Origin of the sequence: Polynucleobacter sp. AP-Jannik-300A-C4 (assembly GCF_018688335.1) — a bacterium.
Taxonomy (GTDB): Bacteria; Pseudomonadota; Gammaproteobacteria; order Burkholderiales; family Burkholderiaceae; genus Polynucleobacter.
The window spans coordinates 1,213,031-1,226,566 of the sequence record NZ_CP061316.1; the positions used below are offsets into that span (position 1 = coordinate 1,213,031).

At 45.8% G+C, this 13,536-nt stretch carries 14 protein-coding genes; 3 read left to right on the plus strand and 11 right to left on the minus strand.

Going from position 1 to position 13,536, the window contains the following annotated elements; translation table 11 throughout:
* The first annotated feature begins 34 nt into the window (after positions 1-34).
* A complete protein-coding gene (locus tag FD975_RS06365) occupies positions 35-1,219 on the plus strand; it encodes a CaiB/BaiF CoA-transferase family protein (RefSeq protein ID WP_215301159.1) in 1,185 nt (394 codons plus the stop codon).
* Here the strand turns inward: FD975_RS06365 and cls are convergent.
* Genes cls through FD975_RS06380 form a run of 3 tightly spaced genes read right to left on the minus strand, consistent with a single transcriptional unit; the run spans position 1,216 to position 3,640 of the window.
* On the minus strand, positions 1,216-2,691 hold the full coding sequence (cls, locus tag FD975_RS06370) for a cardiolipin synthase (protein ID WP_215301161.1): 1,476 nt from the start codon (positions 2,689-2,691) through the stop codon (positions 1,216-1,218). The genes FD975_RS06365 and cls overlap by 4 nt on opposite strands.
* Positions 2,688-3,440: an endonuclease/exonuclease/phosphatase family protein gene (locus FD975_RS06375; RefSeq protein WP_215301162.1), complete on the minus strand. Its 753-nt coding sequence runs from the start codon at positions 3,438-3,440 to the stop codon at positions 2,688-2,690. The genes cls and FD975_RS06375 overlap by 4 nt, the downstream gene beginning before the upstream one ends.
* A complete protein-coding gene (locus FD975_RS06380) occupies positions 3,440-3,640 on the minus strand; it encodes a hypothetical protein (protein WP_215301164.1) in 201 nt (66 codons plus the stop codon). Before FD975_RS06380 ends, FD975_RS06375 begins: the two co-directional genes overlap by 1 nt.
* 66 nt (positions 3,641-3,706) lie before the next feature.
* On the opposite strand from FD975_RS06380, the gene FD975_RS06385 reads away from it, so the two are divergent.
* Positions 3,707-4,402: an ABC transporter permease gene (locus tag FD975_RS06385; RefSeq protein ID WP_215301166.1), complete on the plus strand. Its 696-nt coding sequence runs from the start codon at positions 3,707-3,709 to the stop codon at positions 4,400-4,402.
* Positions 4,395-5,105: an ATP-binding cassette domain-containing protein gene (locus tag FD975_RS06390; RefSeq protein WP_215301168.1), complete on the plus strand. Its 711-nt coding sequence runs from the start codon at positions 4,395-4,397 to the stop codon at positions 5,103-5,105. The genes FD975_RS06385 and FD975_RS06390 overlap by 8 nt, the downstream gene beginning before the upstream one ends.
* Here the strand turns inward: FD975_RS06390 and FD975_RS06395 are convergent, their stop codons facing one another.
* From FD975_RS06395 to FD975_RS06430, 8 genes are all read right to left on the minus strand, one after another.
* On the minus strand, positions 5,106-5,378 hold the full coding sequence (locus FD975_RS06395; protein ID WP_215301170.1) for a hypothetical protein: 273 nt from the start codon (positions 5,376-5,378) through the stop codon (positions 5,106-5,108).
* 10 nt (positions 5,379-5,388) lie between these two features.
* Positions 5,389-6,444 carry a formate dehydrogenase subunit gamma gene (locus tag FD975_RS06400; protein ID WP_215301171.1) on the minus strand — a complete coding sequence of 352 codons (1,056 nt, stop codon included), beginning with the start codon at positions 6,442-6,444 and terminating at the stop codon, positions 5,389-5,391.
* A 42-nt stretch (positions 6,445-6,486) separates the two neighbouring features.
* Positions 6,487-6,723: a hypothetical protein gene (locus FD975_RS06405; RefSeq protein ID WP_215301173.1), complete on the minus strand. Its 237-nt coding sequence runs from the start codon at positions 6,721-6,723 to the stop codon at positions 6,487-6,489.
* Positions 6,723-7,379: a formate dehydrogenase FDH3 subunit beta gene (fdh3B, locus tag FD975_RS06410; RefSeq protein WP_215301175.1), complete on the minus strand. Its 657-nt coding sequence runs from the start codon at positions 7,377-7,379 to the stop codon at positions 6,723-6,725. Before fdh3B ends, FD975_RS06405 begins: the two co-directional genes overlap by 1 nt.
* A gap of 33 nt (positions 7,380-7,412) precedes the next feature.
* A complete protein-coding gene (locus FD975_RS06415) occupies positions 7,413-10,400 on the minus strand; it encodes a formate dehydrogenase subunit alpha (protein WP_215301177.1) in 2,988 nt (995 codons plus the stop codon).
* Positions 10,401-10,459: 59 nt separating this feature from the next.
* Positions 10,460-10,681: a formate dehydrogenase gene (locus tag FD975_RS06420; RefSeq protein WP_215301179.1), complete on the minus strand. Its 222-nt coding sequence runs from the start codon at positions 10,679-10,681 to the stop codon at positions 10,460-10,462.
* 125 nt (positions 10,682-10,806) lie between these two features.
* On the minus strand, positions 10,807-11,448 hold the full coding sequence (locus FD975_RS06425; protein ID WP_215301180.1) for a molecular chaperone: 642 nt from the start codon (positions 11,446-11,448) through the stop codon (positions 10,807-10,809).
* A complete protein-coding gene (locus FD975_RS06430) occupies positions 11,445-13,535 on the minus strand; it encodes a 4Fe-4S dicluster domain-containing protein (RefSeq protein WP_215301182.1) in 2,091 nt (696 codons plus the stop codon). Before FD975_RS06430 ends, FD975_RS06425 begins: the two co-directional genes overlap by 4 nt.
* Between the last annotated feature and the right edge of the window lies 1 nt (position 13,536).

The following is a 13,536-nucleotide window of genomic DNA, read 5'->3' on the forward strand; positions in this document are numbered from 1 at the left end:
CGTTAATTAATTTAGTGTTTGGATAAGCAATTTCATGAGTATTCGCCCTCTAGACGGCATCACTGTAGTTTCTTTGGAGCATGCCATTGCTGCTCCGTTTTGTACGCGTCAATTGGCTGACTTGGGAGCTCGTGTGATTAAGGTCGAGCGACCAGGCGCCGGAGACTTTGCCCGCGCCTATGATGAGCGAGTCAATGGCATGTCATCTCATTTCACTTGGGTAAATCGCTCTAAAGAAAGTCTCACACTGGATCTCAAACAGGAGTCTGCATTAGCAGCGCTAAAGACGCTGCTCAAGACAGCAGATGTACTGGTGCAAAACTTAGCCCCTGGTGCCGCAGCACGCATGGGATTGACCGCAGAACTATTGCAAAAAGACAATCCCGGCCTAATTTTGTGCGATATCTCAGGCTATGGAAATAATGGGCCTTATCGTGACAAGAAAGCCTATGACTTACTCATTCAGAGTGAGGCTGGATTCTTGTCGGTTACGGGTACGCCAGAGACACCCAGTAAAGCAGGTAACTCCATTGCAGACATTGCAGCAGGCATGTATGCCTACACCAATATTTTGGCCGCACTACTTCAAAGAGGTAAGACTGGCAAGGGTTCTTGTATTGACGTTTCTATGCTGGAGTCTTTGGGTGAATGGATGAGCTACCCACTCTATTACGCCTATGAGGGAGCTACGCCCCCTCCTCGCAATGGCGCATCCCATGCCACGATTTATCCCTACGGGCCATTTAAGGCGGGTGATGGCGGTACCGTCATGCTTGGCCTACAGAATGATCGTGAGTGGGTTTTATTCTGTGAGGTCGTACTTGAGAATCAAGCACTGGCTAAAGATGAGCGCTTTGATAAAAACTTCAAGCGTAATGAAAAGCGAGATGAACTCCTCTCCATTATTGATGCTTGTTTTAGCAAACTGACTACCCAGCAAGTGATTGCAAAGCTAGATGAAGCGCAAATCGCTAATGCCCGCCTAAATGATATGCAGGGTTTATGGAATCACGATCAACTCAAAGCAAGAGATCGCTGGGTACAAGTGGGATCACCTGTAGGCCCTATTCCAGCAATGCTTCCCCCGGGCAGTAATGACAGTTTTGACTACCGCATGGATGCGATACCTGCAGTAGGTCAACATACAGAAGCTATTCTGACTGAGCTTGGTATTGCTGCTGATGAGATTGCAAAGATGCGGAGTCAGGGCTCTATTTAAAGTAAGGGTGATGTCAGGTGAGCCGCATTCTCCAGCAGAATATGCCAATGCGGTCTCTTAGCCCAAGTTACTGGATTGACCATATCTGATTTAGCCAAGTAAGACTCGATCAAGGTTTCGAGCTTTGCGCAAAACTCGTCGTTATAGACGATTAAGCTAATCTCAAAATTGAGACGCAAGCTTCGCTGATCAAAGTTCACTGAACCAAAAATTGCAACTCGCTTGTCTATTAACAGGCTCTTCGTATGCAATAGGCCACCATGGAACTCAGCAATGTTCACACCAGCACTCATGAGATCAGAATAGAAGCTGCGACTGCTCCAAGCGACCAATGTGGAATCATTTAATTTAGGAACAATCAGAGTCACTTTCACACCACGACCAGCTGCTGCCATCAGCGCCTGAATCAAACCATCGTCAGGACCAAAGTAAGGTGTAGTAATAGTGAGCTCCTCACGAGCATCCATGATGGCTGAGAGCAATACCTGGTACAAGATATCGTCACGGTATACCGGTCCAGAAGAAAACTCTTGAGCCAATACCTTCCCTTCAAGTGGGCTAGCAGCTGGCACTACATTACTAAAGTGCTTAATCTTGGGATTATCAACACTCCAGTCAAACGAGAATGTCAGCTCAAACTGAGATGCTACAGGCCCTTCAATTCTGACCATCGCATCTACCCATTCGCCCACACCCGAATCTTGTTTAAAAGTACGTGGGTCGACCATATTCATACTGCCGGTCCAAACGATGGTGTTATCGATCACAAATATCTTGCGATGCAGTCTTAAATCAGCACGCCGAAATTGAAAGCGACCAACTTGAATCGGTAAGGCCTCAGTTACTTGAATACCAGCATTTCTGAAGCGCTTAGGCCAAGTCGATTTAAACCAGTCTTTACTACCCAAGGAATCTAATAGCACCTTACAAGTCACACCGCGCTTAGCTGCAGCGATTAAAGCCTCGCCGACGCGATCTGCATCGCCGCCTAGAGCCCATATATAGAATTCCAAATGCAATGTTTTCTTAGCCTGATTAATCTCGTCAATAAAGTACTGCAAGATTTCTAGAGAATTCGTAAAGAGTTCAATTTGGTTGCCAGCAATCACTGGCGAACCATTTTTAGCCTCAGCCAAGAGACTCAACGCCCTGCCTTCAGTTGGTAGTAGTTGTTTATCAGCCTGATAGCGCTTACGCATCGCTTCGGTGATGGCAGCGTACTCTTTATCCATACGAATAATTTTTCGGGTGAGTTTTCGACCAACGGGACGCTCACCAATGAGGATATATAAGCTAATACCAATTAAGGGAAATAGAACCACAATCAGAAACCAGGCCAGTACAACACCAACCGGTCTTCTCACTGAGATTAATCTAAATCCAAAAAGAATCACAATCAGGACGTGCGCGATTGGGACCCAAATAAAGGATTCGCCAAAAAGGGATCCTAGTAAAAAATTAATGATGTTCATATGATCTCAAGTTCTGCTGCAATGCCTAAGTGATCGGATAGTTTCAACCATTCATGCATCACTTCCGCAGAATGGATTTTTAAGCCCCGCACATAAATTCGATCCATTGGAAGCATAGGCTTCACACTAGGAAAGGTTTTTGCAGGGGCGCCAGTAAGCACCTCAAATACCTCATTAAAACCGGCAGCCTGCATCGGTGCACTCACGCGGTTGCGCCAATCGTTAAAGTCACCAGCCACAATAGTTGGACCACTATTTGCTAATGAATCTATGTAACGAATAATTTCACTTAATTGACGTTCTCGTCCGCGTTCAAATAAAGCCAGGTGTACACAGAAGCAGTGAATCGGTGTTGCTACACCCTCTAGCTGTGTGACGCTATGTAGCAAACCGCGCCGTTCAAATCGATAAGCAGAGATATCGTAATTTTCGCCCTTATGCAAAGGTCTTTTAGACAGAATTGCATTGCCATGATGCCCATCTGGATATTCGACGTTTTTACCGTAATGCCAATCATGCCAAAAGTCTTCGGATAAAAAATGGGTGAGCTCTGTTAAAGGCCATTGACCAAATCTTCTGAGTCGACCACGATGCTCCTGCTGGAGCTCTTGCAGAAAAAGCAAATCGGGATGATGGCTCCGCATTTTTTGGCGTAGCTCGTAAATGGTGGATTTACGGTGCAAGGGTGATAGCCCCTTATGCACATTCATAGTCATCACGCTAAAACGACCCAACTGTAATTGCGTCATCAAAACTGTCCTGCAGCACGCTGTCGTCGCACGCGTGCCAAATAGATTTCACCCTCAACTAAATCTTGGCATTGCATACATTTATTGCAAATAGAAGCTTGCTCGCGCAACTCATCAATCGAGTCGATTGGATGGGTATCAAGATATTCTCGAAGATCGACATCGAGCACCTCATTGCAGAGGCAAATCACTTCAGCCATGAGTTAAAAAAGGGGGAATTGTTTGCATTTATGCCATTTTGCCATCCCCTTGCTAGAATCAAGCCCATGTTGATGACCTTTCAGGATGCCTTTAAGCTACTCGCGCATTTAGATGCCGGGGTTGTGGGCATAGTACTGATCTCGCTACAGGTTAGCCTAACTGCATTACTGCTCGGCACTTTACTTGGTCTCCCTATCGGCGCCTTACTGGCTACCGAAGAATTCAGAGGTAAGAAGGCCATTACAGTCACCTTAAATACGCTCATGGGCGTCCCAACAGTCATTGTTGGCGTTGTGGTCTACCTTCTACTCTCGCGTTCTGGGCCTTTAGGGGTATGGGGGTGGCTATTTACACCCAAGGGCATGATTCTGGCTCAAACACTGCTCACAACGCCTCTAATTGCTGCTCTAAGCCGCCAAATTTTGGAAGACTCCTGGAGAATCCATCGGGATTCCTTCATGGCCCTTCGCTTACCCAGAATGGCCTCCCTCAAATGGCTGATTTGGGACTGTCGCTTCTCACTGACTATTGCCGTCCTAGCTGGACTAGCTAGAGCAATATCCGAGGTTGGAGCCGTCATGATCGTGGGCGGGAATATTGATCAATCCACTCGAACCATGACCACTGCGATTGCCCTAGAAACGAGTAAGGGCGATCTCCCTCTTGCGCTTGCCTTAGGGATTGTCCTGCTAGGTATTGTGTTGCTGGCCAACCTTTTCACATTTGTAGTTCGCCAAATTGCGGAGCGACGCTATGGTTAATCCCTCCGAACAATTTCAGCAATACATCGAGCTTCAGGACATCATTGTCAAAAGTGATGGTCGGACAATATTGGACATCCCCCACGCACTCATTCCTGCAGATCGAATTAGCGCCTGTATTGGGCCCAATGGCGCCGGAAAAACTACCTTCCTTAAGTTAATTGATGGTTTGATCAAACCGAATTCAGGCACGATCACCCACTCAAGAAGATCCATCAAATCATCCTTGGTATTGCACCATACGCCAATGATTAAGGCCTCCGCTAGAACCAATATTGCGATGGTCCAAGACTCCGATCCTTCTATTGAGTCGAGGGCTATTGATGCCGTCATAGAGCAGATCGGTTTAAGCCGTCTTGCGAATAGTCCTGCTCATAAACTCTCAGCAGGAGAAAGACAAAAGCTATGCTTAGGTCGAGTCATATTGCAAAAACCCAATTTGGTATTGCTAGATGAACCCACCGCCAATCTAGATCCAAATACTACAGAGCAAGTAGAAGAAATCATCCGCCAATTTAAGCTTCAAGGATCAGATGTCATCTTTACCTCTCACCAGCTGGCACAAGTACAAAGACTAGCTGAGTACATTATCTTCATTGATCAGGGCCAGATAAAAGAAAAAGGACCCGTAGGTCCTTTCTTTGCCAAACCTCAGACACAAGCAGCTAAGCGCTACTTACATCAAGAGTTGCTCTCCGACTAATTACTTTGCAGCTGGCGCTGCAGCAGCAACCGGTGCAACAAATGGAGGTGGCGCTACACAGGCTGCTGGTGCTGGAGTACCGGAAACCTTGTATTGATCTGCGATCTTATTTTGCACCTGGCAAAGCTTGAAAGCCCCAACCTTACCAGCATAGTCAGTTTTAGCCTTTTTTAAATCAGCAGCAGCCTGAGCTTCTGGTGATAGTGGCGGGAAAAAAGCAAAGGCAGAGCTTGCTACCAGAGCACCGATTGTGAAGGCAATGATTTTTTTCATGGCTTCGTCCTTATTTAACTTTGTTGTACCAAATTTCATGATGCTCTTTAGCCCAAGCAGCATCAACATAACCCGTTTTCATACCATCGATTGAGCCTTGCATACCAATGGTGCCGATGTAGATATGACCCATTGCCATTGCTGTCATCAATAAGGCAGCTGAAGCATGAATAATATCTGCCAACTGCATAGTGCCACGCCAATATTCAATTCCAGGCACAGGAACTATCATGTCAAGCACCCATCCAGAAGCTGAGATGATGAGTCCTAAAAAGACCATACCAAACCAGAACCAGAATTTCTCACCAAAATTAAAGAATCCTGATGGGACATGTTTGCCGGATAGGAGACCACCAAACGACTTAATCCAAGCCATGTCATCAGGTTCAAGCATATTCTTGCGCACAAACAGGAAGAAAAATACGATGATGCTCAGAGTGAATAATGGACCCACGAAATTATGGATATTCTTGCAAATAAACAAGAAGATTCCAAACAGGGTTCCACCCATCACAGGTAAAGCAAAAAACTTACCGTACAGAATTAATAGACCAGTAAACGCTAAAGCCACAAAGCTAAATGCCATAGTCCAATGGGTGTAACGCTCTAGATCTGTAAAACGCTTAATCTTAGTTCCAGAAAGTGGCTCGTGCAATTTGATTGGGCCACGCAAGACATACATCGCTAGGACACCAAAGAAAGCAAATGCCAATAACCAAGCCCCGAATACGGTAATAACGCCATTACGAATAAGGCGCCATTGCTGGCCAGACTTCTGAATAAGCACTCCACGCTCGGTGACGGGTCCATTCACAAAGTTTGGCGTATCGCTATTGACTGTTCGCCATATCGGAGCATTGTTGCCCGGCTGATTTTTTGCGGCCTCAATTTGCGCTTGCGGACTTGCATCAGCAGCACGCCCGATATCCATAATATTGGCTGATTCAACCTTAGGAAGTGCCGCAGCATTTGGTTGTTGCGCAAAACTGGCACCACTCATCAGTGAGAGTGAAATACCTGCTGCTAACACCCAAAGGCGTATGTCGCTGGTTGTAAATGATTTCATGCGAGTGTCCTCAAACGGCTAACTGTAGATAATCTCAACTGATTACTTAATACGGGTGTATTCAGTTTGCTGTTGGTTGCGCTTATTAATCGCCTCTTTCCAGCTCAGCTCATTACCAGGAGTCCAACCTTTTGTCATAAAGCCATCATTTGCACCCATATATGGCGCAACATCTGGGCGCTTAGCCGCGCTAATGCCTGCTTGGGGACGCTCGGAACAACCAGCCAAGATTCCGACAGCGGTAGCGCACAGAGCAAGGATCTTAAAATTGAATTTCATTATTTAGCTCCCGGAATTTTTGCAGCAGGCGTTGGAGTCGGTGTCTTCGCTCCAGGCTGACCATAGGCTGTTGTCCAACCAAATACATCGGCACCAACATTCTTACCGTGTTTTTGGCGAGCCACAACACGAGCGCGGAAAATATCTGCAATGACATCACCGTCACCACCAATTAAGGCCTTGGTTGAACACATCTCAGCGCATAGAGGCAACTTACCTTCAGCTAAGCGATTACGTCCATATTTCTCAAATTCCGCAACGCTACCATTTGCTTCTGGACCACCGCTACAGAATGTGCACTTATCCATTTTTCCGCGCATTCCAAATGTTCCTTGACTTGGGAACTGAGGCGCACCAAATGGGCATGCATAAGAACAGTAGCCACAACCAATACAAATATCTTTATCGTGCAGAACAACACCTTCGTCCGTACGATAAAAACAATCAACTGGGCAAACTGCCATACAAGGCGCATCAGAACAATGCATACAGGCTACTGAAATTGATTTTTCAGCACCAATAATTCCATCATTAATCGTCACAACACGGCGACGCTGAATACCCCAAGGAACTTCATTCTCGTTCTTACATGCTGTTACACAGCCGTTACATTCAATGCAACGCTCTGCATCACAGATAAATTTCATTCTTGCCATAGCTTATTCTCCTGACTTTATCTTTAGTTAGACTTAGGCAAATTTTTCGATTTGACACATCGTAGTTTTGGTCTCTTGCATCATGGTTACTTGATCGTAACCATAGGTAGTTGCAGTATTTACTGCCTCACCCTGAACAACAGGAGCCGCTCCAACTGGATAGTACTTACGAATGTCTGCGCCCTGCCACCAGCCAGCAAAGTGGAATGGGACAAATGCAGTCTTCGCATCAACACGCTCAGTCACCAAGGCTCGCACCTTAATTTTTGCGCCAGTTGGAGATTTAACCCAAACATAATCCCAGTTTTGAATGCCACGAACTGCTGCGGCTCTAGGATTAATCTCTACAAAGTTCTCTTGTTGTAACTCTGCCAACCATGGGTTGGATCGAGTCTCGTCTCCTCCACCTTCATATTCAACCAAACGGCCAGAAGTAAGAGTAATTGGGAACTTTTCATATAGCTTATCGGCAATATTCTTTTGCTGAACTGTCTTAAACAGCGTAGGCAAGCGCCAGAAATTCTTCAAGTCATCAGATGTAGGATATTTCTCCATCATTGGAAGATTGGTACTGTAAAGAGCTTCACGGTGGACTGGAATTGGATCAGGGAAGTTCCAAACTACTGCACGTGCCTTGGCGTTTCCAAAGGGATGGCAACCATTCTTCATCACAACGCGCTGAATACCACCTGACAAGTCTGTCTTCCAATTCTTTCCTTCGGCGAGTTTTTTCTCGTCGTCGGTCAATTGATCCCACCAGCCAAGTTTCTTCATAAAGACATGATCAAACTCAGGGTATCCAGTTTTGATCGCAGAGCCTTTGGAGTAAGAACCATCAGCAGCCAATAAGCTCTCGCCATCCTTCTCTACACCAAAGTTCGCACGGAAATTACCGCCGCCCTCCATTACAGACTTGCTAGTATCGTAAAGATTTGGTGATCCTGGATGCTTGATAGCGGCCGTGCCGTAACATGGCCATGGCAAGCCAAAATAATCGCCAGTAGTATCGTAGCCAGTCACTTTATCAACACCACCACGTGAACGCAATGTCTTCGGATCAAAGACGCTCATCATGCGCATGTGTGCCTTCAAGCGCTCTGGTGTCTGACCGGTATATCCAATAGTCCAAACGCCACGGTTGATTTCACGCAAGATAGATTCAATTTCTGGTTCTGGCCAATCTTTACCTGCATACTTCCCAGTAACCATCTTGAAGTTTTTGGAGAGTTCCTTACCAAAACCTAAACGATCAGCAAATGCTTGCATGATGGTGTGGTCTGGAACAGATTCAAACAAAGGATCAATAACCTTCTCACGCCACTGAATCGAACGATTTGAAGCAGTTACAGATCCCTGAGTTTCAAATTGGGTACAAGCTGGCAACAAATAGACGTTGCGATTCTTATTAACTTTTTGACCTTCTGCAGGAGGCATAGCAGCCATCGCAGCTGTTGCACTTGGATATGGATCAACCACAACCAAAAGATCTAACTTATCCATTGCGCGCTTCATATCTAAGCCGCGTGTTTGAGAGTTAGGCGCATGACCCCAGAAGAACAAACCTTTAACGTTGGTTTTTTGGTCGATCATGTCATCATTTTCAAGCACTGCGTCGACCCAACGGGAAACGGTAGTGCCTGATTTCTCCATCATGCCAGGAGCATAACGACCTTTAATCCATTCATAATCTACGCCCCAAACGGTCGCAAAATGCTTCCAAGAACCAGCAGCTAGGCCATAGTAACCAGGCAGTGAATTTGGATTTGGGCCAACGTCAGTTGCACCCTGAACGTTGTCATGGCCGCGGAAAATATTTGCGCCGCCACCAGACTTACCGATGTTACCTAATGCCAACTGCAATAAACAGGAAGCGCGAACCATCGCATTACCAATGGTGTGCTGAGTTTGTCCCATACACCAAACAATCGTGCTTGGACGATTTTTTGCCATGGTCTCGGCAACTTTATAAACCTGAGCCTCAGGAACGCCGCAAGCCTCTTCTACATTGGCTGGAGTCCATTTTTCCATCACTTCTTTGCGAACCTTGTCCATGCCATAGACGCGATCGTTGATGTATTTCTTATCTTCCCAACCGTTATTAAAGATGTGATAGAGAACACCAAACAAGAATGGAATATCAGTACCAGAACGAATGCGAACATACTGATCAGACTTCGCTGCAGTTCTTGTATAACGTGGATCAACCACAATTAATTTGCAACCATTTTCCTTGGCATGCAACATGCTCAGCATAGATACTGGATGCGCCTCAGCAGCATTAGAGCCAATATACAAAGCTGCTTTTGAATTCATCATGTCGTTGTAGCTATTTGTCATGGCGCCGTAGCCCCAAGTATTAGCTACACCAGCAACTGTAGTTGAGTGACAAATACGAGCTTGGTGGTCTGTGTTATTGGTTCCAAAGAAAGATACCCACTTACGTAACAAATACGCTTGCTCATTATTTTGTTTTGATGAACCAATGAAGTACATCGCATCAGGAGAGTATTTGGCGCGAATGTCTTTCATCTGCGCCGTGATCTCAGTTAAAGCTTGATCCCAGGAAATCTTTTGATATTTACCGTCAACCAATTTCATTGGTGTGCGTAAGCGGAAGTCGCCATGGCCATGCTCACGAAGTGCTGCGCCTTTCGCGCAATGAGCACCTAAATTGATTGGAGAATCAAAAACGGGGTCTTGACGAACCCAAACACCATTCTCCACAGTTGCATCAACCGCGCAACCCACTGAGCAGTGAGTACATACAGTTCGCTTCACTTCAATTTTTCCAGCTTTGCCATCTAGCATTGCTTTGCTTTGATCAGCCACTGCCTTTTGAACCATGGTCAATTGGCTTGCAGCAATTCCAGCACCAACGCCGACGCCTGAACGTTTTAGGAACTGGCGACGATCCATTGTTGGAACAGCTGCTTTAAGCCCGCGCGAAAGACTGCCGATTAGGCGTGATGCTGGGACTGAACGACTACTTTGAGGTGTATTAGATTTGCGAGTCAGGCTCATTTGTTGCCCCTGAAAAAATTTTGGTTTTATAAAAGGAGTGGCTAAAAAATTAGAACGGATTACAACAAAGTGGTTTCGTAGTACTTACGAATGTGAGCGGAGAGTTGATACCCTTCTTTGTCTCCTGAAACAGTACTGCCAATTTCTTGAATAACCGCATTGCCGATCGTAGTTTGTGAAGCAACCGCGACAGCGCCTACTGTGGCACCCGCTCCGATAAAAAACTTTCTGCGTGAAGGTTTATTTTCTTCATTTACTGCAGTTGCGGATTTGGTAGTCATCGCATGCTCCTAGTTAGTGCAAATTTGATATGGATCAAGTGTAATTGGTAATTGTATTTTTTGCATATATAGAAAAAGAAATATTTTTTAGCGCATTGGTCACCGAAAAATGATGCAACGCAATATCAAATCATATCGAAGCCCTGGGCTTCAATCGCTAGAAATTCACGTGTTAATGCAGCTACAGAATGGTAAAGATGCATGTCTGGGATCGCTTCTATTGCATCGCACAATTCGTCATACCAGGGACGAATGTGGTCATTGAAGAAAATGCGCTGATTCGTCAAATTAGAAATCTCCACATCATCACCAGCTATGAGGTAGCGCATAACCTCACACAAGGCTGATATGTGATCTTCAGTTTCAGTTATGTTCTCGGCAGCTTCGAGACCAAATGCGTCTAAGGACCGTCTAATTTCTACTAAAGGCTTTTCATTGAGATGTCCCGCCAAGTAAATAGACGCATTGAGAACAACATTTGGCTTACCAACGCTAATGAAGTTCGCATCAAATTCGTCTCTCCATGCTTGAGCGGGATTGTTCTTGGCTAACTCCACCAAACTATCCCATAGTTGAGCAAGTGGCGCTTCATCAGTACCGCTCTGGCCTTCAGGGATAGATGCTGCTATCTGGTCAAGCAGCTCTTGATCAGGGGGTGACAAAAAGAGGCGCGCTATCAAACCATATAGGTCAGCCCTGGCCAAATCCTCAGGCAAGCCAACATCACCGACCTCTGCAATCTTCTGATCTTTTTCTAATTCACTCATGTTTCATTCTTCATCATATCCACTACGCGACAATCACTGCACATCTTTAAGCGCTCCATTGCCGGCCCAGAGAAGGCGGCATGTGCGCCAAGCTTGGTCATCATCAGGTCAACCATTTTGAGAGTCCCAAAGGGCTTCCCGCAACTAATGCAGTGAAATGGCTTGGTCTCATTTAAATTGACTCGCTGCTTTCTTTGCTCAACGCTTAATAAACGTGGCTCCAAGCTCAAAGCATGCTCAGGGCAAGCGGTTACGCAAATACCGCACTGAACACATTGCTTCTCTATAAACGACAACTTAGGCTCGTCCGGATTGTCTAATAGAGCGCCTTCAGGACAGCTGCCAACACAGGACATGCATAAAGTACATGCATCCTTGTTGATATTTAAGCCGCCTAATAATGAAGAGGCTGGTAAAGGAGCTCCAGCTGCGGGCAAGACTGTTTTTGCTTGTTTTTCTAGATGTTCTAAAACTGCTTCTATCGTCTCTCTCTTCTGATTATTTAAACCAAAAGTAGCAGGAGTGCACACTGCCGCGAGGGGACCACGTTGACGCAACTGACCCATGACCAATGAAACCGGCGCAATGTCATCGGATGCGGCCGCATGGATCAAACTAATTCGTGCTTCAAAACCATATGCTGCCAAGATTGCATTGCAGAGCTCAGCCTGTGTCTGCAAAGCAGCTTGATAAGCGGGATCTTGCTCACCAGACAATAATAAGTAAACCTCACTAAAGCCATAACTCAATGCGCCCAACCATAAGTCTATTCCTGTTGAAGCAATATGCTCAACACCATAGGGGATTAAATAGGAAGGCAATCCTTCGTATCGACTTGGATTTAAATGGGCGGCGCGACCAACTGCATCAATTAAGTTTGTGCCGGCTTTCAGAGTATGCAAAAGAAGCGCAGGACTAACGGATTTTTTTTCCTTAGCGCACTCCTGAGTAAAAACATTTGCCAAAGTTTTGATTTCTTTACCCTGGTGCGAAACACTTGGATAGTTATATCGCATCGCACCTGATGGGCAAACAGTGGAGCAAGCACCGCATCCCATACATAAGTTTGGATTAACTTCGACAGTACCCTGCCCATTTTTAAAAAGGGAAGTAATGGCAGCAGTTGAACAAACATCAATACAAGCGTTGCAGCCAACCTTACCGTTGCGGCCATGTGCACAAACTTTTTCGTTATAAGCAAAGTATTTGGGCTTCTCAAACTCCCCTACCAGACTCAATAATTTATTAGCAGCGAATGATTGCTCAAGCGGATCAGTGCCTGGGGAGAAATACCCCTGGGGAGTTTGACTCATACGCATATGAGTTTTTGAGCGTAGATCTAAAATTAAATCGAATTGGGCAGTGCGATTTCGCTCAACCCGATCAAAATTGATCGCGCCAATACCGGCGCAGGCCGTGATGCATTTGCGATGTGATTTGCACTTATCCAAATCAATCTGGAATGAATCATTGATTGCGCCCGACGGACAAACTTCAACACAAGCACCACAGCGAGTACACATCTCTGGATCAATTGGGTTTTCCAACTCCCATTGGACGGTGAAATTTCCAAGATATCCTTCTATCGACTTTGTGGAGCCGGAATAGACAGGAAAGTCTCTCGATAAAGGTAGTGGACTTGGTTCAGTACAGAGAACGGAGACCTCTAATGCGTCGCTCAACTGCTCGGCCCAAGGAATTGCTTGCTCACCAGCGCCAATAATCAATGTGCGACCTTGGCTCTCATAATTAATGACCGGAACAGGATCGGCCTCAGGCATTTCAGCCAAAGCTAGCAACGCAGCAATTTTTGGAGAAGATGACACAGCCTCCTGCGTCCACCCAGCAACCTCACGAATATTTACGAAACGCAATGGAGCAATCAAAGGTTTTTCAGATTGCGCTGCCAATTCATTAAACAGGGCGCCTTCCTGTGTGCAGGCAATAATTAGAGAATCATCACCATTGAATGCACCCAAGACCGAATTAAGCTCTTGCCTGCACAAGGCTGTGTGTATCTTGACACCCAATTTACTTGGATCAAGAGGCATCGTTCCATTGCAGTTACAAACTAGTTTTTGGCTCATT

Bases quoted from the DNA above. Each gene is read 5' to 3' on its own strand.
- FD975_RS06420 (WP_215301179.1), bottom strand. From the start codon at position 10,681: ATGACTACCAAATCCGCAACTGCAGTAAATGAAGAAAATAAACCTTCA.
- cls (WP_215301161.1), bottom strand. From the start codon at position 2,691: ATGAACATCATTAATTTTTTACTAGGATCCCTTTTTGGCGAATCCTTT.
- FD975_RS06365 (WP_215301159.1), top strand. From the start codon at position 35: ATGAGTATTCGCCCTCTAGACGGCATCACTGTAGTTTCTTTGGAGCAT.
- FD975_RS06375 (WP_215301162.1), bottom strand. From the start codon at position 3,440: ATGACGCAATTACAGTTGGGTCGTTTTAGCGTGATGACTATGAATGTG.
- FD975_RS06405 (WP_215301173.1), bottom strand. From the start codon at position 6,723: ATGAAATTCAATTTTAAGATCCTTGCTCTGTGCGCTACCGCTGTCGGA.
- FD975_RS06395 (WP_215301170.1), bottom strand. From the start codon at position 5,378: ATGAAAAAAATCATTGCCTTCACAATCGGTGCTCTGGTAGCAAGCTCT.
- FD975_RS06390 (WP_215301168.1), top strand. From the start codon at position 4,395: ATGGTTAATCCCTCCGAACAATTTCAGCAATACATCGAGCTTCAGGAC.
- fdh3B (WP_215301175.1), bottom strand. From the start codon at position 7,379: ATGGCAAGAATGAAATTTATCTGTGATGCAGAGCGTTGCATTGAATGT.
- FD975_RS06400 (WP_215301171.1), bottom strand. From the start codon at position 6,444: ATGAAATCATTTACAACCAGCGACATACGCCTTTGGGTGTTAGCAGCA.
- FD975_RS06425 (WP_215301180.1), bottom strand. From the start codon at position 11,448: ATGAGTGAATTAGAAAAAGATCAGAAGATTGCAGAGGTCGGTGATGTT.
- FD975_RS06385 (WP_215301166.1), top strand. From the start codon at position 3,707: ATGTTGATGACCTTTCAGGATGCCTTTAAGCTACTCGCGCATTTAGAT.
- FD975_RS06415 (WP_215301177.1), bottom strand. From the start codon at position 10,400: ATGAGCCTGACTCGCAAATCTAATACACCTCAAAGTAGTCGTTCAGTC.
- FD975_RS06430 (WP_215301182.1), bottom strand. From the start codon at position 13,535: ATGAGCCAAAAACTAGTTTGTAACTGCAATGGAACGATGCCTCTTGAT.
- FD975_RS06380 (WP_215301164.1), bottom strand. From the start codon at position 3,640: ATGGCTGAAGTGATTTGCCTCTGCAATGAGGTGCTCGATGTCGATCTT.